The sequence below is a fragment of the Acetobacter sp. P1H12_c genome (assembly GCF_018811975.1).
Taxonomy (GTDB): domain Bacteria; phylum Pseudomonadota; class Alphaproteobacteria; order Acetobacterales; family Acetobacteraceae; genus Acetobacter; species Acetobacter persici.
Map to the genome: position 1 here is coordinate 86,544 of NZ_JACRVR010000007.1, position 20,550 is coordinate 107,093.

A 20,550-nucleotide genomic window follows, 5' to 3' on the forward strand; every position below is an offset into this window, starting at 1 on the left:
GACCCGGAACATGAGGCACAAGGGAGTTCAGAAAGTATGAACCTTGAAACACAGTATCTGGGGCTTTCCCTGCGGCACCCGATTGTGGCGTCTGCATCCCCTCTGACGGCCGATCTGGACCATATTCTGCGCGTAGCGGATGCCGGGGCGTCCGCCGTTGTCATGGCCTCCATTTTTGAGGAGGACATTGCCGCGCAGGAGGTGCGTGATGCCGCCCTGTTTGAAACCGGGGAGGACAGTCACCCCGATGTGAATGGCGGCTATTTTCCTGCCGTGCCGGAAGCCACCGTGCTGGACGGGCGGCTTTCCGTGCTGCGGCGGGCCTCGGAGCGGGCCGGGGTGCCGGTTATTGCCAGCCTGAATGGCTGCACGCAGGCGGGCTGGGTCCATTTTGCCCGCAAGCTAGAGCAGGCCGGGGCCGCGGCGATCGAGCTGAACTTCTGGCACATGGCGACCGACCCGGATGAAACGGGCGCTGAGGTCGAGGCACGGTTTATCGCTATCCTCAGGGCGATAAAAGCGGACGTGACAATTCCTGTCAGCATCAAGCTACCTCCATTTTTCAGCGCGCCGGGCAATATGGCCAAACGGCTGGTGGAGGCGGGGGCTGCGGGGCTTGTTCTGTTCAACAGGTTTTATGAGCCGGGGCTGGACCTGCATCCGGTAGCGCCAGAAGCCGATGCACAGCTCAGCACATCCTACGAGCTTCGGCTGCCCCTGATCTGGACGGGCCTGCTGTCCGGCAGGCTCAGGACCAGTTTTGCGGTCTCTGGCGGTGTGAATTCCGGTGAGGATGTGGTGCGGTGCCTGCTGGCCGGGGCGGATGTGGCGATGGTCACCTCCGCGTTGCTGCGGCATGGCCCGGCATTTATTACCACCATGCTGGCAGACATGCAGGCGTGGATGGGCGCGCGGTCTGTTGAGTGCATTGCCAGCCTGAAAGGGCAACTGGCCGCACAGGGCAGCGCCCAGACAGCCGAGACATTCCTGCGGGACCAATATCGGCGTATTTTGTCTTCTACGCCAGTTTTTGGCACACCGGTTTTTGGGCAGTAAGCGCATCATGTCTCAGCAGGATAACCAGACCATGCCGTCGTCTCCTTCCGTGCCGGGGGCTGCCCCGCAGCATTATGTGCAGGACAGTGCGTATATGCCCGCAGCCTCCGGAGCCAGGAGCCATCAGGCCTTTGAAACTCTGATTGAGCGCGCCAGACAGCTCCCCGGCAAAGTAGGCATCGGCATTGTCTGGCCGTGTGAGCCGCACGCGCTTGAAGGTGCGATGGATGCAGCGCAGCAAAATATTGTGGAACCGGTTCTGATCGGTCCGCGATCCCTGATTGCCGAGGTGGCGCGCAACTGCGGGATTGATCTGGGTGGCACGAAAATTGTGGATGTCGCGACCCCGCAGGACGCAGCCGCGCAGGCTGTGGCGCTGGTTCGCGCCGGGCAGGTGCATGCCCTGATGAAGGGGAGTCTGCACACAGATGTGTTGATGCACGCCGTTGTCTCACCAGAGAGTGGGTTGCGAACCGCCCGCCGGGTGAGCCATGTTTTCCTTCTTGCGGTGCCTTCTTATGATGATCTGATTTTTGTGACGGATGCGGCTATCAATATCTTCCCGGACCTTACGGTGAAGCGGGACATTGTCCAGAACGCCATTGACCTGCATCGTGGCCTCGGGCTGGGTGAGCCGCGTGTGGCGCTGCTCTCTGCGGTGGAGACCGTAAACCCTAAAATTCCGGGGACGGTCGATGCCGCGGCCTTATGTAAAATGGCGGAGCGCGGGCAGATTGAAGGCGGCGTTCTGGACGGGCCACTGGCTATGGATAATGCCGTGAGTCTGGATGCCGCCAGAATTAAGGGCATTACCTCACCCGTGGCGGGGCGCGCACAGATCCTCGTGGTGCCGGATCTGGAAGCAGGCAACATGCTGGCCAAGAACATGATTTTTCTGGCCGGAGCAGACTCTGCAGGGGTTGTGCTGGGGGCCAGCGTGCCGGTGTTGCTGACAAGCCGGGCAGACAGCGTGCAGGCGCGTCTGGCCTCCATTGCCATTGGCGCACTCTACGCGCGCCATCTGCACCCCGAAAGCGCGCCTGCCGCGTAGCAGCGGATGCAGGCAGGAAGAGCCAGAAAAAGGAAGTCATGGATGCAGGACGTTATTATTGTTTTTAACAGTGGCTCTTCCAGTCTGAAATTTACTGTTTACGATACCGCTGACAGCCAGAAAGCGACGGTGCTTCTCAAAGGGGAAATCGAACAAAGCCCGGCAGGGGCGCGTCTGCATGCCAAAAATCATGAAGGCGTTGCGCTGCCGCCCGAAGACTGGTCTGAAACGGGGTTAGATATTTTTGATCATCTGTTCCGCTGGATGGAGCAGTTTTCCGGTAAAGGGCGGGTTGTGGCTGTCGGGCACCGGATTGTGCATGGTGGCGCGGATTTTCTGGAACCCGTTAAAATTACGCCCGAAGTTTTGCACAAGCTGGATCAGCTGACGCCATTTGACCCGCTCCATCAGCAGGCCACACTGGCTCCGGCAAAAGCCATTGCGCAAAAGCGGCCAGACCTCCTGCAGATCGCCTGTTTTGACACCACATTTCATAGCACCATTCCCAGAGTGGCCCGGCTTTTGCCTCTTCCTCGCCGGTATGAGGCGCGGGGGGTGGTACGCTATGGTTTTCACGGTATTTCCTACAGCTATATAGCCCAGCGTCTGACACAGATTGACCCGGCCCTTGCAACTGGCCGCACCATTATCGCGCATCTGGGCAGCGGTGCGAGCCTGTGTGCGTTGAAGGACGGAAAAAGCCTTGAAACCACAATGGGGTTTTCAGCGCTTGACGGGCTGATGATGGGTACGCGCTGCGGGGCGATTGATCCGGGTGTGCTGCTCTATATGGTGCAGGAAGAAAAGGCGGACTGGCGCGCGCTGGTGCAGACGCTGTACCATGAGTCCGGTCTGCTCGGGGTCTCCGGTGTTTCGCCGGATATGCGGGTTCTGCGTGAGATTCTGGCGCAGGATCAGACGTCTGCTCAGAGTCAACAGATCGCTGAAGCCCTGAGCCTGTTTGTGTACCGTATCCGGCAGGAGATTGGCGCTTTGGTGTCCGTCATGGGCGGGCTTGATGGACTGGTCTTTACCGCAGGAATTGGTGAGCATGATGCCGCCTTGCGGCAGGAAGTCTGTCAGGTTCTGGAATGGGCAGGAGTGACGCTGGATGCTGAGGCAAACCGCCAGAATGCACCTGTTATCAGCGCCCCCGACAGCCGGGTAAAAGTGCGCGTCACACCGACGGATGAGGAACGTGAGATTTATCTCAGTGTCCTGAAATTTCTCTGATGTTGTAAAACTGATGCGTTAAAGACTGTAAGCATCCGCGCAAAACTGGCTTTGTGCGGGTGTTTGGGTTTGTAGGCTGAGCTGGCCAGAAAAAAGGCGCCGTCCCATAGAGGGAGGCGCCTTTTTTGTTGGGGCCTTGGTGGCCGTCTCTGGTCCCTCCGGCCAGCGTTCTGGAAACGGAGCCGGAGGGTAGGCTGGTTATCAGAAAATCTGACGGAACAGCACGTAGAGGAAGCCGGAGATTGCCATAGCGGCGGGAAGGGTGGTGACCCATGCCAGCGCCATGGAGCGCAGCGTGGACAATTGCAGGCCGGACCCGTTTGACCACATGGTGCCAGCTACACCGCTGGACAGAATATGCGTGGTGGAGACGGGCAGACCATACCGCTCAGCCAGACCGATGGTGGTCATGGCGACCAGTTCAGCAGAGGCGCCTTCAGCATAGGTCATGTGGGTCTTGCCGATTTTCTCACCCACTGTCACCACAATACGTTTCCAGCCAACCATGGTGCCAAGCCCGAGCGCGATGGCGACGGAGATTTTGACCCAGAGCGGAATAAAGCGCGTGCCGCTGTAAAGGGAAGACTGGAAGGATTTGAGAGACTTCTTTTCGTCCGCATTAAAGCCCTGCGCATCCCCCATCACGCGGATGGCGTCTGCAACCAGATACATGTCTGTACGAACGTTGGGCACGGCAGCCGCCGGAACGGCCTTCATGGAGCCATAGGTTTTGACGGAGGTGGAAATGTCGGTGCTCAGAACAGCCAGAGCACCGAAGATTTCAGGAGAGGAGACAGCTTTGGCACGCAGAGCGGCACCAACAATGTCACGCGCCTGCTGCTCCGTCAGGTCCGCCGGGGTGCCTGTGCCGTGGCTGGCGAAAATCTGCTGCGCATGGCCTGCGGATTCAATAAAGGCAGGCATCGCACTTTCCGGCATGGCGCGGTTGAGCGCGTAGGCCGTGGGGGCGGCGCCAATCAGAATGAGCATGATCAGCCCCATGCCCTTCTGGCCGTCATTCCCGCCATGAGAGAAAGAAACACCCGTGCAGGTAAAGATCAGCAGACCACGGATCCACAGCGGCGGCGGTTTGTCACCTTCCGGTGCGCGATACAGGGCTTTGTTTTTTATCAGCAGCTTCATGACAAACAGCAGAAGAGCCGCCATGAGAAAGCCGCAGGCGGGGCTGAACAGCAGAGCGGAAAATACCTTCTGCACCTGACCCCAGTCGACACCCTGCGTGGCGGCACCTGCCGGAGCAAGGATCTGGTTGGCCAGACCCACACCCATGATGGACCCTACCAGCGCGTGTGAGGAACTATTGGGAATACCAAAAGCCCAGGTGGCGAGGTTCCAGACAATGGCGGCAATCAGCAACGCGAAGATCATGGCATAGCCAGCGTTGCTGCCAGCCTGAAGGATCAGTTCAACCGGAAGCAGGGTGACGATGCTGTACGCCACCGCGCCGGTGGAGAGCGCAACACCCAGAAAGTTCCAGAACCCTGACCACACAACCGCGACCAGCGGCGGAAGGCTGCGGGTGTAGATCACGGTGGCAACGGCGTTTGCGGTATCGTGGAAGCCGTTTACAAATTCAAACCCCAGAGCAATGACCAGCGCAATGCCCAGCAGCACAAAGGTGCCGACGGCCAGCGGGCCTTCCCCTGCGGAATGCATGTCCTGAAGGATGCTGAAGGCCGCAAAGCCCAGAGCGCCAATCAGCACGGCGAAGAAAATAATGACATGAAGAGGTTTGTTGCCAACGTCCATATTCGGGCGTGTGGCCTGCATACTCTCTTCAGAAGAATTCATGACTGTCTGGGACATTACGCATCCATCATTGAGTGATATTGCGCTTCTTTACGAAAAATGAATGCGAAATACGATGAATGAAAGATGATAGATTTATGACAGTTTTTTCTGAGGAATCTCTTTTTTTAAAAGGAGAAAAGTCTCTTTTTAAAACAGGATATTAGTGAATGCTTCAGCGTTACTTGCGCCGGATACTGTGCAAAGGGGAGGGGAGGCAGGTCTCCCCTCCCGTCTGTTAGAACGAGGTGCTGACTGTACCAAAAAACTCGCGCACGGCGCCGCGTTCCATGGACTGATAATCCCCAACGGCGGGGTTATCGTTCTGGCCCATCATGGCGATATATTTGTTGTTGAACAGGTTATAGACGTTAAAGCTGGCTGTGACGTTCTTCAGAACGCTCAGATCCCCAAAGCGATATTCCAGCCCGGCATTGGCAACCCAGTATCCGGCAACGGAGGTATCGTTCATAAAGCTGTAATAACGGCGGCCAAAATAGTTGGCATCAAAATGCGCTGTAGCTCCTTTCCATGTATAGGAAAGGGCTGTTTTGTACATCCACGCCGGATAGTTGACGATATTCTTGCCTGAGAGCGCGTAATAACCGCCGACGGTATCGACGTTCCGGTCATACGTGCCTTTGTTGTAGCTCAGCGTATTGGTAAAATTCAGGCCGGGGATAGGGGTCAGGGTAATGGCCCCGTTGGCGCCCGTCATGGAGATATGGCCGAAGTCGATCACCTGAGAGACCGGGTTGGTCAGAGACCCGACGGCTGCTGCCAGAAGCGGATGGATCAGGCTGGCGTGATAGACGGTCGCGTTTGCCTGAAGGTAGCGGGACGTATAGCGATAGCCGCCCAGATAGACCCACGCCTTGGACGGTTCCAGCGCCTTTTTCTGGGCCTGAAAGGTTGCCTGATCCTGCACGGAGTAGATGGAGTTGGCCACACCGTACGCCGAGACTTCATAGGCGCGCATGTTTTCAGCCACGTCTACATAGAATTCGTGGTGGTCGTTGAGGTGCCAGTCCAGATTGATGTGCGGCAGGAAGGCCTGTGAGGCTGTCAGAGAGCCATTGGGCAGGGCATCCGCCCCCGTCCAGTCCGCATTGTTGTAGTTTGCGCCACCGGCCGTTGTCGCCACCATGGATTTGAACCCGGCATGCAGCACCAGCCCCGGTGTCAGCTGAATGCTGTCCTGCAGATGGAACTGCATGACGTTGGTGGTCCACTGGAAGTTGTAGCCCTGCAGAAAGGCCTTGCCGTAAACATCATACGGGCCAACGGCTTTCAGCGGTGCGCCTTCCCCCAGAACAGGCTGCTGGTAATTGAAAAGTCCGGCCTGCTGGTTGTTGTTTTCATACCAGACGCCGCCTTCAATGGTGTGGCGGCCCCATTTGTAGCGCAGGCTGGTATCTATGCCGTAGCGTTCCTGACGGTTCTGCCAGACCTCTTCAGAAAATGGTGCGCCGTTGGGCGAGGGATCTTCTGAATCCGTGTAGCTGTAATAGCCGGTCTGGCTGTGGCCGTAGACGGTGGTGTTCCATGTCAGGCGGTCTGTCAAAGCGAGGTCAAAATGCAGACCGCCCATGAAGTTGATTTCAGACTGCCCGCCATCATACATGGCGATGTCGGCCCCGTTGATACCCGGCACGTTGTTATAGCCCGCAGGCACCGGCAGGGTGCCGTTGGCAATGCCGTAGGCCTGCGCGTAATTGGGATAAAGATGCGGGGTACGCCAGCCGAGATTTTTCAGGATGCCGATGGAGGTGTCCGGGTAGTTCCACTGGGCCAGACTGGACCAGTTGAAGAAGGCGGACATGCGGCTGCGGTGGCCGATGGGCTGCACCAGCTTGGCATCAACCTGCTGCATGAACTGGTCGCCCCGGCCCATCCACATGCCTTCATCCGTACGGGCATAGGAGGTATAAAAGCGTGTGCCGGTATCGTTCAGTTTGCCGGAATCCAGCCGCACATAGGTGCGATAGGAATTGTAGCTGCCGAAAGACTGACTGATCTTGCCGCCACGCTTTTCAGACGGGTCGGACGAACCAATCTGGATGGTGCCGCCCAGCGTGTTGGTGGAGGGCAGTTCGACCGATCCGGCCCCCTGTGACATCCGCATGGACTGGATATCATCCGGGATGATGGAGGAGGCGAGGCTCATGCCGCTAACAGACTGATAAGTCTGGTCATTCAGGGGAACGCCATCCACCGTAACGCCCATCTGGTTCATGAAGAACCCGCGCACGTACAGATTGGCGCCAAAACTGTCGATGCCGAACGGGTCTGTGGAGGAGAAGCTGACCCCCGGCATCCGGTCCAGCATTTTATACGGGCTGGTGCCCGGCACATACTGCCGCATAATGGCCTTGGTGACCGCCTGTTCCGCATCACGCCCGGTCAGCTGGCGGGCGGTGACGGACACACTTTCTGTACCGTGCGATTCCAGATCGGCCGGTTTGCTGTGGTGACTGGTGGCGGGCCGGGCTTTGGTCTTCGGAGTGCTCTCCGCCTTTGCCGGGGCATGAGCGGAAACCGGCTGCGCATGGCGTGGCGCATGCTTGTGCTGTGCGGTGGCTTCAGCGGCCAGAGCCGGGCGTTCGACAGCGAACAGCGTGATAGAGGACAAAAGCAGGTGTTTGGTGCGCACTTCGGTCAGCACTCCGGGGGGTGATGCGGGTCAAAGAGAAGCGGTCTCTTAGCCGTTGAACCTCCAGATATGCAAAGCCTTCAAGGAAGGGTGTGATGTTTTTGTGACATTTTAAGACAGTTTTCCCCCCGGTCTGTTGCACAAACATCGCGATTTGTGGCGTGGGGGCTGCACAAGGCTTTGCCCGTATGAGGGAAAAGCGTGAGCCTCCTTCCTTCACAGAGTGCGGGGAAGGAGGCTTTTTTCAGGAAAAAGCTGCGTTTTAGAGAATGGGGCTCCGCTCTTCCTGCTGCCCGCTTTTTTTCAGCAGAGCCAGAGCCAGCAGATAGACCAGCAGGCCGCCAACGGAGAGAATGGCGCCGCCAACGCCAAGTGACCCATACCCGAACTGGTTGGCCAGCAACACACTGCCAAGAGACGCCCCGAGCGCGTTGGCAATATTAAAGGCGGAATGGTTGAGCGAGGCGGCGAGTGTCTGGGCATCGCCCGCAAAATCCATCAGCCGGGTCTGAAGTGCCGGGCCAAGGCCGTTGACAAAGGTGGGGACCAGAAAAACAATGACCATGAGGCTGATATTGCTGTGCAGAACCGCGGAAAAAGCCAGCATAATCACAGCGCTCCCGGCAAGAGCCAGAATGGCGGCAAGGTTGATGTTACGGTCCACCAGCCAGGCCCCGCCATTTGCGCCAACCAGCATGCCCGCGCCCCAGATGACCATATAGATCATGATCTGCCATTCCGGCACATGCGTGACGTTTTGCAGAACGCTGGTCAGATAGGTGTAAATGCCAAACATGCCGCCAAAGCCGATGGCTGCCGTCAGCAGGGTAAGCAGGACCTGTGTGTTGCCCAGTGCGGTGACTTCCCGGAGCGGGGAGTTTTTCCGGTTGGGTTTATCGGCCGGAATATAGCGCAGCACGCCCAGAAAGGTCAGGCCGCCAAAGACGCCGATAATCAGGTAGGCAATCCGCCAGCCAAAATGGTCTGCCGCAAACGTGGAAAATGGTGCGCCAATCAGCGTGGAAATGGCAATACCGGACAGCACCCGGCCAACGGCCCAGCCCCGGCGGGAGCGTTCCACCATGGAGGCCGCCACCAGTGCTGAGATGCCAAACAGGGCGCCATGGGGCAGGCCTGTCAGAAAACGCGCGACTTCAACCAGCCCCGGCGTTGGCATGACAATGCTCAGGAAGTTGCCCAGACAGAACATGATCAGCAGAACCAGCAGGAGTTCCTTGCGGGAGAGGCGTGCCCCCAGAATGGTAATAAGGGGGGCGCCAATCACCACCCCCAGCGCGTAGGCGGTAATGGCATAGCCCGCATCCGCCAGAGAGAGGTTAAGGGACTGCGCAAATTCAGGAAGCATGCCCATAATGGCGAACTCCCCGGTTCCGACAACAAACGTGCCGAATGTCAGGGTAAGAAGGGCTGCGGTTCTGCCGTGCGGCGGCGGAACCACAGTCATGGTGCCCTCGGGCAATACGGTTTCTGTTGTCATAAAGGGTCTCGGCTAAAAAAAACGTTCAGGCGTTCAGAGCGCGGGCTGCAACGGTTGCAATGGCAATGTCGTCAGCGGTGCTGGCACCGGAGACACCAATGGCTCCCACAACGGTTCCATCAGCGTCTTTCAGCACAAGGCCGCCACCAAAGCTGATCAGCCCGCCATTGGTATTTTCCAGCGTGTAGGCATGGGCATTGGGGTGGGCAATTTCAGCAAATTCGGCGCTGTCCATCTGGAACAGGACGGCTGTGCGGGCTTTTTTATTGGCAATATCAATGGCCCCCAGAATGGTGTTGTCCATGCGCAGGAAGGCGACTGGCCATGCTGCGGCATCCACAATGGCAATACAGACGGAGACATTCATGCGGTGTGCTTCAGCCAGAGCGGCGTTCAGCATGGCGTGAGCGGCAGTGCAGTTCATAACGGAAAAATCGCTTTCTGGAAAAAGGCGCAGAGGCGTTGCGCCGGTCAATAAGGGAATGCAGCGCGCAAGGGAAAGCTTATTTGTTCAACAGTTCTGGATATCCATGCGCTCGACCTGCTTCATCATCACCCATGCCAGACGGCTGAGGCGGTGGGGCGGAAGCTTGCTGGCGGGCCCTGTCAGGCAGATGCTGGCCCGGACCTCGCCGTTGTCGCGCCAGGGAATGGCCACCCCGTTTACGCCGGGATGATAGGTTTGCAGATCCAGCGCAAAGCCCTTGATGCGGACAGTGTCTATCTGGGCCAGAATGTCACTGTTCAGGGCGTTGGCGCGGGTGCTCAGCACCCGTTTACCAAGGCCGGGCACAAAGGCCAGAAAGACCAGGCCTACAGCGGAGCCTTCCAGCTTTTCCCGGCGCGGAATGGTCCCCATTAGGGACGGGTCCGGCAGGTTGATAATGTCCAGATAGGCGGCCTCATCCCCGCTGGGAACCGCCAGCCAGACGGTGGCGTCACTTTCCTGCGCAATGGCTTCCAGCGTTGGGCGGAGGCGTGCGCGCAGCGCATTATCGTCGCCCGCAATGCGGGAGAGATTGAGAATGCGGCCACCCAGATGGTAGCGCATGTCCCCGGTCCGGCGTTGCACATAGCCCAGATGGTCCAGCGTCTGGAGAATGTTATGGACGGTGGTTTTTCCAATCCCCGAAATGCCGGAAATCTGTTGCAGGCGTGCGCTGCCACCCTCCTGGGCAATAATTTCCAGAATGGCGGCAGAGCGTTCAATGGACTGAATCAGTTTCGGGGTTTTGCCCATGGGACAGGTCTCCTGATGTTCACGCTTTATCGTGAGCAACCTGTCTTTGGGAACGGGGGCGTGTTCAGTATGGATGAACTTTTGCGGATTTTCTTTCTGGCTGTCTGCCGTGCTAGCCGGGCCAGCTTGAATGGTGCGCGCGTGCTGGCCAGACCGCTCAGGGGCTAAACCGTCGCCTGATGACGATCTTCCAGAGTGTTGAGCATCCGGGCCAGAAGGAGGGCAACGCTGACCAGCCCGAGGCCGCACAGGCACAGAATGCCAAACAGGGTTTCATAATGATGGTTGTGGAGCGGGACGGCTGTTGCGGGCGGGCTGGCGAGGCTGGCAATCTCACTCCCTAAATACATGCCGGCTCCGACTGTCAGATAATAGGCCCCGACCATCAGGCCATTCAGGCGGGCGGGCGCGTAGCGGGCAATAACGGCCAGCCCTAAGCCGCCAATCAGTAATTCCGCCGTGGCAAGAGCAAAATAACCGCCCAGCATGGGCCATGCGCTGGTCAGGCCGGGGCCAGCAAGATAGGTGCCGCCCCACCAGATAAAAAAGGCCAGGGCTACAAAACCGAAGCCTGCCGCGAATTTTGTCGGCAGGGAGAAGTCCCGGTCCCGGCTGGCAAGAGCGTGATAGAGTTTGGCGAGAAGGGGGCTGAGCAGAATAATGAAGATCGGGTCAAGCGCCTGAAACTGAGCGGCTGAAAGTGTGAACAGGGCATGCCCTGCCAGCCGGAACGTGCCATCAACATGGGTGAGGGCAAACAGGGTGAGGGAAGTTTGCATCTGCTGGTAGAAGCAATAGAACGCAATGCTTTGCAGCAGCATGACCCCCATGGTGACCAGATTCAGCCGCTCCCGTGAGGCCGCACGGCGGTAGAGTGCTATCCAGAGTAAAGCCACGAGCGCGAGGCAGCCCAGAACAGCCAGTCTGGCGAAAGAGGCGCTGGAGAGAACGGCCATAACCGCGAGCGCACAGAGCGCAATGGCTCCCGCACCAGCCGCCGCGGCGCGGAACTGGAGGGGAGCGTAGTCTGGTGCGGAACCTGTAAGGCGTAAAGCCCGCGTGCGGGAGAGCAAAATCAGTAACGCGCAGGCAGGCCCGGCCACACAAAGCCCGAATGCGGTGAGAGATCCGGCATGGTCCCGCACCCACGGAATACACAGCATGGAGAGAGCGGAGCCAACATTGGCGGCCATATAATAGAGGGTAAAGGCGGAATCCCGCTCCTGCGGCTGGTCTTCATAAAGGCAGCGGATAAGCTGGGCGGCGTTGGGTTTGAAGAGCCCGTTGCCTGTTGCAGCCAGTGCCAGTGCGGGCTCAAACAGTGTGCGATACACAGTGGACAGAGCAAGCAGGCCATAACCTGCACTGAGCAGAATGGACCCCAGCACGACTGTGCGTCGGGCTCCATAAACGCGGTCTCCCAGCCAGCCGCCCAGCAGAGGTGTGGCGTAAATCATGGCCGCGAAAGCCCCTACCAGCAGATCCGCCCCCATATCGGCCATGCCAAGCTGCTGCACCATAAACAGCAGCAAGATGGCTTCCATGCCATAAAACCCGGCACGTTCCGCGGCTTCCGTGACCAGCAGAGTTAAAAAAGCGGAGCGTGGGGCGGTCAGGGGAGGGGTGTCTGGCTGCACAGAGAGGGTCCTTACATCGTCACACGCGCAGAGGAAGCTATGCGGCTAAGAAACTGGCGGGGGAGAGCGGGTCGAAAATCTGGTTTCTTATTTCGTATACGATCATACAGAGAAGATCGGTTCGGACAAGAAATTAGTCTGAAAAAGTGATTGATATTTTCAGCAACCCGTTTTCTGACTTTCTTGAAAGCGCGCGCGATAAAATCTATCTCTCTTGCCAAAAATAGTATACGATATATTAAAGATATTCCCGTGATTGAGAGGCTTCAGCACAGTGAGACGACGTTTTGCAGGGCAGGCGGGCCGCCCCACCGGAAGGAATACGGTTTCCGGGTGCATGGGCTTCCGGATACGGATGCTCTGGCAGCGTGTTCCCTGCGCTCTCATGCTGGCGGGGTTAGGCGGGGCAGGCCTTGTGGGGCCGTTGTCGGCTTTTGCGCAGGCTAGGTCTGCTGTAGGGCAATCCGATAAGTCTGATCAGCCTGTGTTTCACTGTGATGCAGCAAAAAGCCTGACCCTTTGCAATGCCGGGCCGTTTTTTCTCCGGTTTCAGGCATCGGACGGAACGCTGCGGGCGCTTTCTGCCCTGACAGATAAAGACGCGGATTATCTGCCATGGCGCATAGAGGCGCGTCGGCAGGGGAATGGTTTTGCGCATCTGGGGGACATTGATTTCCGGCTGAAAACCGAGGGGGAGACGGGCTGGCAGGATTACGCCTCATGGCATGTCAGGCGGCCCGTAACACAACCCAGCACCCAGAACGGGGGGCAGGAGAGTGTCCTGCGGCGGGACGATATGAGTGCCTCTCTGGGGTATGGGTTTCCGTTACAGGTTGTTCGTGCATGGAGGCTCTCCGGGCAGGATCTGGTTTTGGAATTTTCTGTCACCAATCCCGGCAAACAGACCGTGATAGTTGGCGGTTTGGGCATACCGCTGGTGTTCGGGAATGACTTTACCGATGAAACACTGGAAGAGGCACACCGGCACGAAGTGTTTGCAGACCCCGCGATTGCGCGGGATGGGGGGTATATTCAGGTCACGCGGATGAGTGGGGCGGGTCCTGTTTTGCTCGGGGKGCCGGAGGGTCACACACCACTGGAAGCATATCGTCCGATTATGGATGCACCCCATGCCGTGCCCGGAGCGAATGCCGTGCTGACGGATGGCACGCCCCGGAGCCAGACGTTTGAAGGGTTTTATGACTGGATGCCCGCCAGCGCCGGTTTTGCCGGGCAGGAGTGGAAAAACGCGGGTGCGCAGTGGAATACTCCGACACAGTTTAGCTTACACCCCGGTGAAACACGCAGTTTTGGCATCCGCTTTACGTTTGCCCCCGGTGTGCGCGGGATTGAAAAAACACTGGTAGAGCATGCGCGGCCGGTTGCCGTCAGCCTGCCGGGCTATGTGGTGCCGCAGGACCTGCCCGCTACCCTCTCCCTTCAGGCGCCGCTGCCTGTTCGGTCTTTTTCCGTGGAGCCGGAGGGAGCACTGAGCCTTGTTCCGGAAGGCACGCGCGGGGTCTGGCAGCGTTATCGGGTAGAAGGCAGAACATGGGGGCGGGCGCGCCTGTCTGTTACGTACGCTGATGGCAGTGTGCAGACGCTGAACTATTTTGTCACCCATCCGGCCCGGACGGCCGCTGAGGAGATGGGGCGTTTTCTGTTTTCACGCCAGTGGTATGAAAACCCGGCAGACCCGTTCCATCGTAGCCCGTCAATCATGACGTATGATCAGGAGGCCGGGCATATCGTCACGCAGGAGCCGCGTGTCTGGATTGCCGGGCTGAGTGATGAGGGCGGGGCTGGCAGCTATGTTGCCGCAGCCATGAAAGAGCTGGACAACCCCGACCCGCAAGAAGTTGCGAAGCTGGAGCGGTTTGTCAATGAAACTGTGACTGGCCGCTTGCAGGTTGCATCAGGGCCCGCAGAAGGCGGTGTCAGGAAAAGCCTGTTTTATTATGATCCGGCTCATTTCCCCGATTTGTATAAGACAGGCGAAAACTGGAAAACATGGGCTTCATGGTCGCGGGAAAAAGCGGCGGATATCCAGCGGGCTTATAATTACCCGCATGTCGCTCTGGTGCACTGGGTTTTGTATCGGCTGGCACGCAACCATACCGGGCTGGTGCAGCAGCATGATGCGCTGTGGTATTTGCGTAAGGCGGCTGTCACAATGACAGCCATGATGCAGCAGGCCCCGTACTACACGCAGTATGGCCTGATGGAGGGGGATGTTTTTGTTGAAATCCTCAGGGATTTAAAACGGGAAAACCTGACAGAAGAAGCGAGCGTAATCGAAACGCTTATGAAAAAGCGTGAGACTGTCTGGAAAGGCCAGCGCTACCCGTATGGGAGTGAAATGGCGTGGGATTCCACCGGGCAGCCGGAAGTGTATGCGTGGCTGACCTATTTTGGTGATGCGGCACAGGCGGCGGAAACGCGGGATGCCATTCTGGCGTATGATCCGGCTTTGCCAAGTTGGGGCTACAATGGAAATGCCCGCCGTTACTGGGATTTTCTCTACGCCGGAAAACGTGCCCGGATTGAGCGGCAGATTCACCATTATGGCTCTGCACTGAATGCCGTTCCGTTGTTTTCGGCTTTTCAGGCTCAGCCCGCAGATTTGTATATGCTCCGTGTGGCCTATGGCGGCCTGATGGGTGCTTTAACCAATATTGACCAGCAGGGATTTGGATCAGCCGCATTCCATTCTGCCCCGGATGCCATGCAATTTGATGCCTATTCCGGAGATTACGGCATGGGGTTTTACGGGCATGCTCTGGCAACACAGGTTGATGTGATCAAAGACCCCACGTTTGGCTGGCAGGCTTTTGGGGCGCTCCTGCAGGAAGGCCGCGATGGCAGCGTGACGGTTCTGCCAAAAGATAGTGCCAGAACACGTATTTTCATCGCGCAGGTGGGCGTCTTCCTGACGCTGGAAAGCGGAAAGTTTGAAGCTGCGACGTATCATCCTGCCTCTCAGGACATTGAGGTCACACTGGCAGCAGCAGACCGCTGGACCCCGGTTGCACGGCTGCGCGCTGACTACCCTGCCGGAGTGCCTGCGCATCCCTACGTTCTGAGCCCCGCACCACCAGGCGTGCGGGGCGCGTGGGAAATACCTTTGCACAGCAGGACGACCGTTCTGCATCTGCATGCAGGGCGGCCTTGAGGCGGATTACGTTCTGAGAGCTTTATTTTCGGAAACAGACGATAGTTTTTGCACGGTGGGAAGGAAAGAGTATGGGGATCAGACTGAACAGGCGTTTCCTGCTGACAAGTGCGGCTCTGGGTGGCGTGGTATCCGGTGTGCCCGGAATACGCCGGGCATTTGCCTCAGGGGACAGGGTGGGCGGAGCCGGAGAGGCCGTAACCCCGGTGCCGCTGCAGGATGTTCGGCTGCTTCCTTCCCCGTGGCTTGATGCAGTTGAGAGAAACCGGGCTTATCTGCTGAGCCTGAGCGCGGACCGCCTGTTGCATAACTTCCGCACGCAGGCGGGACTGCCTGCCAGAGGCGCAGTCTATGGCGGGTGGGAGAATGACACGATTGCCGGGCATACGCTCGGCCATTACCTCTCCGCTCTGGCTCTGATGTATGCGCAGACAGGGGAAGCCGAATGTCGCAACAGGGTGGCCTATATTGTGCAGGAACTGGCTCTTGTTCAGACTAAATGGGGCGACGGGTATGTCGCAGGCTTTACCCGCAAGGAAAAAGACGGAAAAATTACTGGCGGGAAAATAATTTTTTCTGAAATTGAAAATGGCGATATCCGCTCAGGTGGGTTTGATCTGAACGGAGCATGGTCTCCGCTTTATAATATCCATAAAACATTTGCCGGTTTGTTTGATGCACAAACCTACTGCCAGAATACGGATGCGCTGGCCGTCGCAGTCAGGCTGGGTGGTTTTTTTGAGGTTTTTTACAGCAAACTGACAGACGCGCAGCTCCAGAAAGTTCTGACCTGTGAATATGGTGGACTGAACGAGAGTTTTGCCGAGCTGGCGGCCCGCACAGGCGATACAAAGTGGCTGAAACTGGCAAAGCGCACCTATGACCATCCGGTGCTTGACCCTCTAATGGCGCGGCAGGATGATCTGGCCAACCGGCACGCCAATACGCAAATTCCGAAGCTGATCGGGCTGGGGCGGATTGCGGAGGTAAGCGGGGATAAAAGCTGGCAGGTGGGGCCGCGTTTTTTCTGGCAGGCCGTGACCCGGCACCATAGTTACGTGATCGGCGGAAATGCGGACCGGGAATATTTCTCGGAACCAGACACAGTTTCTCAGCATCTGACGGAGCAGACCTGCGAGCATTGTAATACGTATAACATGCTCAAGCTGACGCGGCAGGTTTACACATGGCAGCCGGACAGCACGCTGTTTGACTATTACGAGCGTGCGCATCTGAACCATGTTCTGGCGGCGCATGATCCACACACCGGATTGTTTACCTACATGACCCCGACCATCACCGCCGGTGTGCGGGAGTGGTCAACCCCTGAAGATAGTTTCTGGTGCTGCGTGGGGACTGGCATGGAAAGTCATGCCAAACATGGAGAGTCTATCTGGTGGCAAGGGGCTGAGACGCTCTTTGTGAACCTCTATATTCCCTCCCGCCTGCACTGGGCGGCTCAGGACGTTGTCTGGCGAATGGACACACGTTACCCGTATGACGGGCAGGTCACGCTGAGCGTGGAAGAGGCGAAAGCGGCCGGGCCTTTCCGTCTGGCTCTGCGGGTTCCGGGCTGGGTTAAGGGCTCCATTTGGCTAAAGGTAAACGGCGAGACCGTCCCGGCGCAGCCTGAAGGTGGATATGTTATCCTCAATCGGGTCTGGCATGAGGGGGATACTGTCACACTGACATTGCCTCTGGCACTGCGCACGGAAGCCCCGGTGGAAGCGCCGCATCTTGTCTCGCTCCTGCACGGCCCCATGGTGCTGGCTGCTGATCTCGCCACAGCCGAAGGCGCTTATGATGCTATGGACCCGGCGCTTGTGACATCGGATGTTGTGCGGGATTTTGTGCCGGTGGCAGGGCAGGAGGCGGTGTATCGCACGACACAGGCAGGACGACCGGCGCAGCTTGAATTCAAACCTTTTTATGCGCAGTACAAGCGCCGCAGCGCCCTGTATTTGCGCTGTTTTTCAGAAACGGAATGGACGCAGGAAGAAGGTCTATATCGTGAGGAACAGCGCCGCCAGAAGGATATCGCGGCCCGCACGATTGATGTTATTCATTTGGGTGAAATGCAGCAGGAGCATGATCACGGCCTGAAGGCGGATGAGTCCTGGCCGCTTGTCTATCGCGGGCGGAACGGGCGGGATCTGCGCGCGGGCGGGTTTATGGAATTTACTCTCAAGGCTGCTCCGGGGCCGCTGGTTTTACAAACGACATTGTGGAGCAAGGATAGTCCGCGCACACGGGGCACGCATATTCTCATTAACGGTAAAGCGCTTTCCGGTCTGAACTGGCCTGCGGAAGCGCCCGCACGGTTTGTGGAGATGGAGGTTGCGCTTCCGGAAGCATGGACACGCGGAAAACAGAGCCTGACGGTGCGTATCGTCCCGGGTGGGTCCCGTTCCAATGGTCCGTTCTTTGGGGTGCGTTTGCTGGCGGCCCGTAAAAAAGCGGAGTAACGCAGTCAGGCCGGTATTTTCAGCCATCTTTATGCGTATTGGTTGTTTCAGCGTGGGGAATGCCTTAGCTATACAGACAAGATCTGAGCGATAGAAGTGAAGTTTGTATAATATGAGCACCCCACAGAAGACGCGGCTTGTGTCGCGGTCTATTTCAGACCAGCTTTATGATGTTCTCCGCGAGCAAATCCTGAATGGCGAGGTGGGGGAGGGCGAACCGATCCGGCAGGATGGGATTGCCGCAGCGTTTGAAATCAGCAAAATCCCGGTGCGTGAAGCACTGGTGCGCCTGCAACAGGATGGTCTTGTTTCTCTGCACCCCAAGCGCGGATTTTTTGTCACGCCGCTGACGCGCAAAGAAGCGGAGGATGTTTTTCACCTGCGCCTGCTGATTGAGCCGGAGGCGACGGCTCTTGGCGCGCAGAGTGCAACAGAAGAAGATGCAAAAAAAGCGCAGGCCTGTCTGGAAGAGCTGGAAAGTGCCGTCGCACGGCAGGACCCACGGCGGGGCGTGTATAACCGGCTTTTTCACCTGGCCTTGGTCCAGCCTGCGGCAGGCCCCACGACCATTCATGTGCTGACCCTGCTCAACGTGACGGCGGACCGTTATGTACGCTTCCATATGCATATGCAGGATATTGATACCCGCGCTAATCAGGAACATCGTGAACTGATGGCGTGCTGGCTGGCTGGCAACAAGCGCGAGATTGAAAAGCTGATGCGCAAACATATTCAGACGACGCTGGATGACCTCCGGGGTGCGCTGAAATAAAATTCCAGTCTGCGAGAGATGTCTGCCTGTAAGCCGGCTTATCAGGTGCAGGCAATGTGAAATTGCTTTGCCTGCCTGCCTCGCTCCCGCCTGAACCGCCTCCGTTTTTACCGGGTTGTTTTTACGCCGCAGAGCGCGGCCCAGTGGTGGATAATCAGTGCAAAGGCAATCACCGCCACATCATCCCACACATGGTTCAGCAGGCCCGTGCCCTGAAAAGGACCGCACCATGAGAGACCAAGCAGCCCCAGAAAATATACCGGCATCCACAGGCTGCTGCGGAGTTCCTGAGACCACGCGGCACTGGACAGGTTGCGCCGCACAAGCATCATGAAAATCCCTGTGAGCACCAGCAGGGCGGGCATCAGCCAGCACAGGGTGCTCCACCCCGTCCAGATAACAATCAGGGAGGCGATGGCAAACGCCAGAGGGGAGAGCACGGAAAAGCAGGGCAGGCGGAAAGGGCGCGGCAGGTCAGGCTGGCAGCGGCGCAGGGCGGCTGCCGATGTAGGCGCCATGGCATAGCTGAGCATGAGGGCGGAAGACACGACCCCAATCAGCGCCTGCCAGGAGGGGAACGGAAGAGTCCAGAACAGCGCCAGCCCGAATGTCAGTAGCAGGGCTTTGTCCGGCACACCGCGCTGCGTGTCCATGCGCTGAAAAACCGGAAAGAACGTGCCGCTTCTGGACCACGCATAAACCACGCGGGCCGTGGCCGACATGTAGATATTACCGGTGCCGGTGGGGGAGAGAATGGCATCTGTCACAACCATCAGCGCCAGAAAGCCCAGACCAAGCTGCACGGCAATATCATGGAAGGGCAGGCTGAGCCGGGTGGCAATTCCGTTCCAGCCATCCGTCAGCAGGGCCGGAGGCAATGCGCCGATAAATGCCGTTTGGAGCAGCAGATACACCAGCATGGCCAGCGTGATGGAGGCCACCAGTGCAATGGGAATGGTGCGCTGCGGATTGCGCACTTCACTGGCAACCGAGAGGATGGGGGTCAGCCCCAGATAGGCAAAAATAACGCCCCCGGCGGAAATGGCGGTTTCCACACCCTGAAAGCCATGCGGCGCAAAGCCATGCAGGCTGAAGTTGCCGGGGTGCATGGCGGCCAGAAGCAGGACGACAACGAGCGTCGGCACCAGAAATTTGAAAACCGTCACGATATTGTTGATGAGTGCAAAACTGCCAATACCGCGCCGGTTGATGGCATACAGCAGCCCCATGACCGCAAGCTGGACCAGCCACCCGGCCAGAGTAGGGTCTCCGCTGGCATTGCGGGTCAGGCCCCCTGTCCAGGCATCCGCATACTGGCGGGCGGCTACGATCTCGATGGAGATCAGGCTGGAGAAGGCGATGGTTGTCATGGCACCGGTCAGAAAAGCCGCGGTCGAGCCATGTGCCTGTTCCGGGTAGCGCACGACGCTGCCCGCCAGCGGCAGGGCCGCCCCCAGTTCACAATAGACCAGCCCGATCAGCAGAACCGCAATCCCGCCGATCAGCCAGGAGACGATGCTGGCCGGACCGGCCATATCCGCCACATGCGCGGCGGCAAACAGCCAGCCGGAGCCGAAGATGGAGCCGAAGCCGATCATTGTCAGATCAAACAGGCCAAGGCGTTGCCTGAAGTGGCCTGAGTCATCATGCTGTGTGGCGTCATGCGGCATGAAGGGCTCCTGTCGTCCGTCTTGTGGCTGGCTGGCGGTGGGCTTTAGCAGCCTGTCGGATTGGGGTACCCTGTGAAGGGGTGATGTTGTAAGGTTGTGAGATGAGCAGCTTCATCCCGTTTGACCGGTCTCAGCCGTATCTTCTGCCACCGGATCTGAAGTCGTGGCTTCCTGCTGACGATATGGCGCATTTCATTGTTGCAGCCGTTGAGCGGGTTCCGATGAGCGCGTTCTGCGTGCCAGTGCGCACGGGAGGCAAGGCGCAGTATCATCCGCGCCTGATGCTGGCCCTCC

At 58.2% G+C, this 20,550-nt stretch carries 13 protein-coding genes and 1 pseudogene; 7 read left to right on the forward strand and 7 right to left on the reverse strand.

The window, feature by feature from the left end:
* Positions 1-36 precede the first annotated feature (36 nt).
* Genes KP699_RS06595 through KP699_RS06605 form a run of 3 tightly spaced genes read left to right on the forward strand, consistent with a single transcriptional unit; the run spans position 37 to position 3,340 of the window.
* On the forward strand, positions 37-1,056 hold the full coding sequence (locus KP699_RS06595; RefSeq protein WP_215762042.1) for a dihydroorotate dehydrogenase-like protein: 1,020 nt from the start codon (positions 37-39) through the stop codon (positions 1,054-1,056).
* A 31-nt stretch (positions 1,057-1,087) separates the two neighbouring features.
* Positions 1,088-2,107 (forward strand): bifunctional enoyl-CoA hydratase/phosphate acetyltransferase, encoded by a 1,020-nt coding sequence (locus tag KP699_RS06600; RefSeq protein ID WP_215762043.1) that lies wholly within the window; start codon positions 1,088-1,090, stop codon positions 2,105-2,107.
* 42 nt (positions 2,108-2,149) lie between these two features.
* Entirely contained in the window at positions 2,150-3,340 is a 1,191-nt protein-coding gene (locus tag KP699_RS06605) for an acetate/propionate family kinase (RefSeq protein ID WP_215762044.1), read from the forward strand.
* A gap of 201 nt (positions 3,341-3,541) precedes the next feature.
* Here the strand turns inward: KP699_RS06605 and KP699_RS06610 are convergent, their stop codons facing one another.
* From KP699_RS06610 to KP699_RS06635, 6 genes are all read right to left on the reverse strand, one after another.
* Positions 3,542-5,167, reverse strand: coding sequence for an inorganic phosphate transporter (locus KP699_RS06610; RefSeq protein ID WP_215762045.1), 1,626 nt, complete (start codon positions 5,165-5,167; stop codon positions 3,542-3,544).
* A gap of 220 nt (positions 5,168-5,387) precedes the next feature.
* A complete protein-coding gene (locus KP699_RS06615) occupies positions 5,388-7,802 on the reverse strand; it encodes a TonB-dependent receptor (RefSeq protein ID WP_212363572.1) in 2,415 nt (804 codons plus the stop codon).
* A 262-nt stretch (positions 7,803-8,064) separates the two neighbouring features.
* Complete coding sequence (locus KP699_RS06620; protein ID WP_025827213.1) at positions 8,065-9,300, reverse strand: MFS transporter; 1,236 nt, start codon at positions 9,298-9,300, stop codon at positions 8,065-8,067.
* 25 nt (positions 9,301-9,325) lie between these two features.
* Positions 9,326-9,724 carry a heme-binding protein gene (locus KP699_RS06625; protein ID WP_212363574.1) on the reverse strand — a complete coding sequence of 133 codons (399 nt, stop codon included), beginning with the start codon at positions 9,722-9,724 and terminating at the stop codon, positions 9,326-9,328.
* Between the two features lie 87 nt (positions 9,725-9,811).
* A complete protein-coding gene (locus KP699_RS06630; RefSeq protein ID WP_215762046.1) occupies positions 9,812-10,540 on the reverse strand; it encodes an IclR family transcriptional regulator in 729 nt (242 codons plus the stop codon).
* Positions 10,541-10,704: 164 nt separating this feature from the next.
* A complete protein-coding gene (locus KP699_RS06635; protein WP_215762047.1) occupies positions 10,705-12,177 on the reverse strand; it encodes a peptide MFS transporter in 1,473 nt (490 codons plus the stop codon).
* A gap of 274 nt (positions 12,178-12,451) precedes the next feature.
* On the opposite strand from KP699_RS06635, the gene KP699_RS06640 reads away from it, so the two are divergent.
* The 3 genes from KP699_RS06640 (at position 12,452) to KP699_RS06650 (ending at position 18,586) form a co-directional block, all read left to right on the forward strand.
* A complete protein-coding gene (locus tag KP699_RS06640) occupies positions 12,452-15,349 on the forward strand; it encodes a DUF5695 domain-containing protein (protein ID WP_215762048.1) in 2,898 nt (965 codons plus the stop codon).
* Between the two features lie 71 nt (positions 15,350-15,420).
* Complete coding sequence (locus KP699_RS06645; protein ID WP_215762049.1) at positions 15,421-17,814, forward strand: glycoside hydrolase family 127 protein; 2,394 nt, start codon at positions 15,421-15,423, stop codon at positions 17,812-17,814.
* 112 nt (positions 17,815-17,926) lie between these two features.
* Positions 17,927-18,586, forward strand: coding sequence for a GntR family transcriptional regulator (locus KP699_RS06650; RefSeq protein ID WP_077929705.1), 660 nt, complete (start codon positions 17,927-17,929; stop codon positions 18,584-18,586).
* A gap of 107 nt (positions 18,587-18,693) precedes the next feature.
* On the opposite strand, the gene KP699_RS06655 is transcribed toward KP699_RS06650, so the two are convergent.
* Entirely contained in the window at positions 18,694-20,256 is a 1,563-nt protein-coding gene (locus KP699_RS06655) for an APC family permease (RefSeq protein ID WP_086654698.1), read from the reverse strand.
* Positions 20,257-20,357: 101 nt separating this feature from the next.
* On the opposite strand from KP699_RS06655, the pseudogene KP699_RS06660 reads away from it, so the two are divergent.
* Positions 20,358-20,550 (forward strand): annotated as a pseudogene (locus KP699_RS06660) (IS5/IS1182 family transposase); the annotation flags it as partial.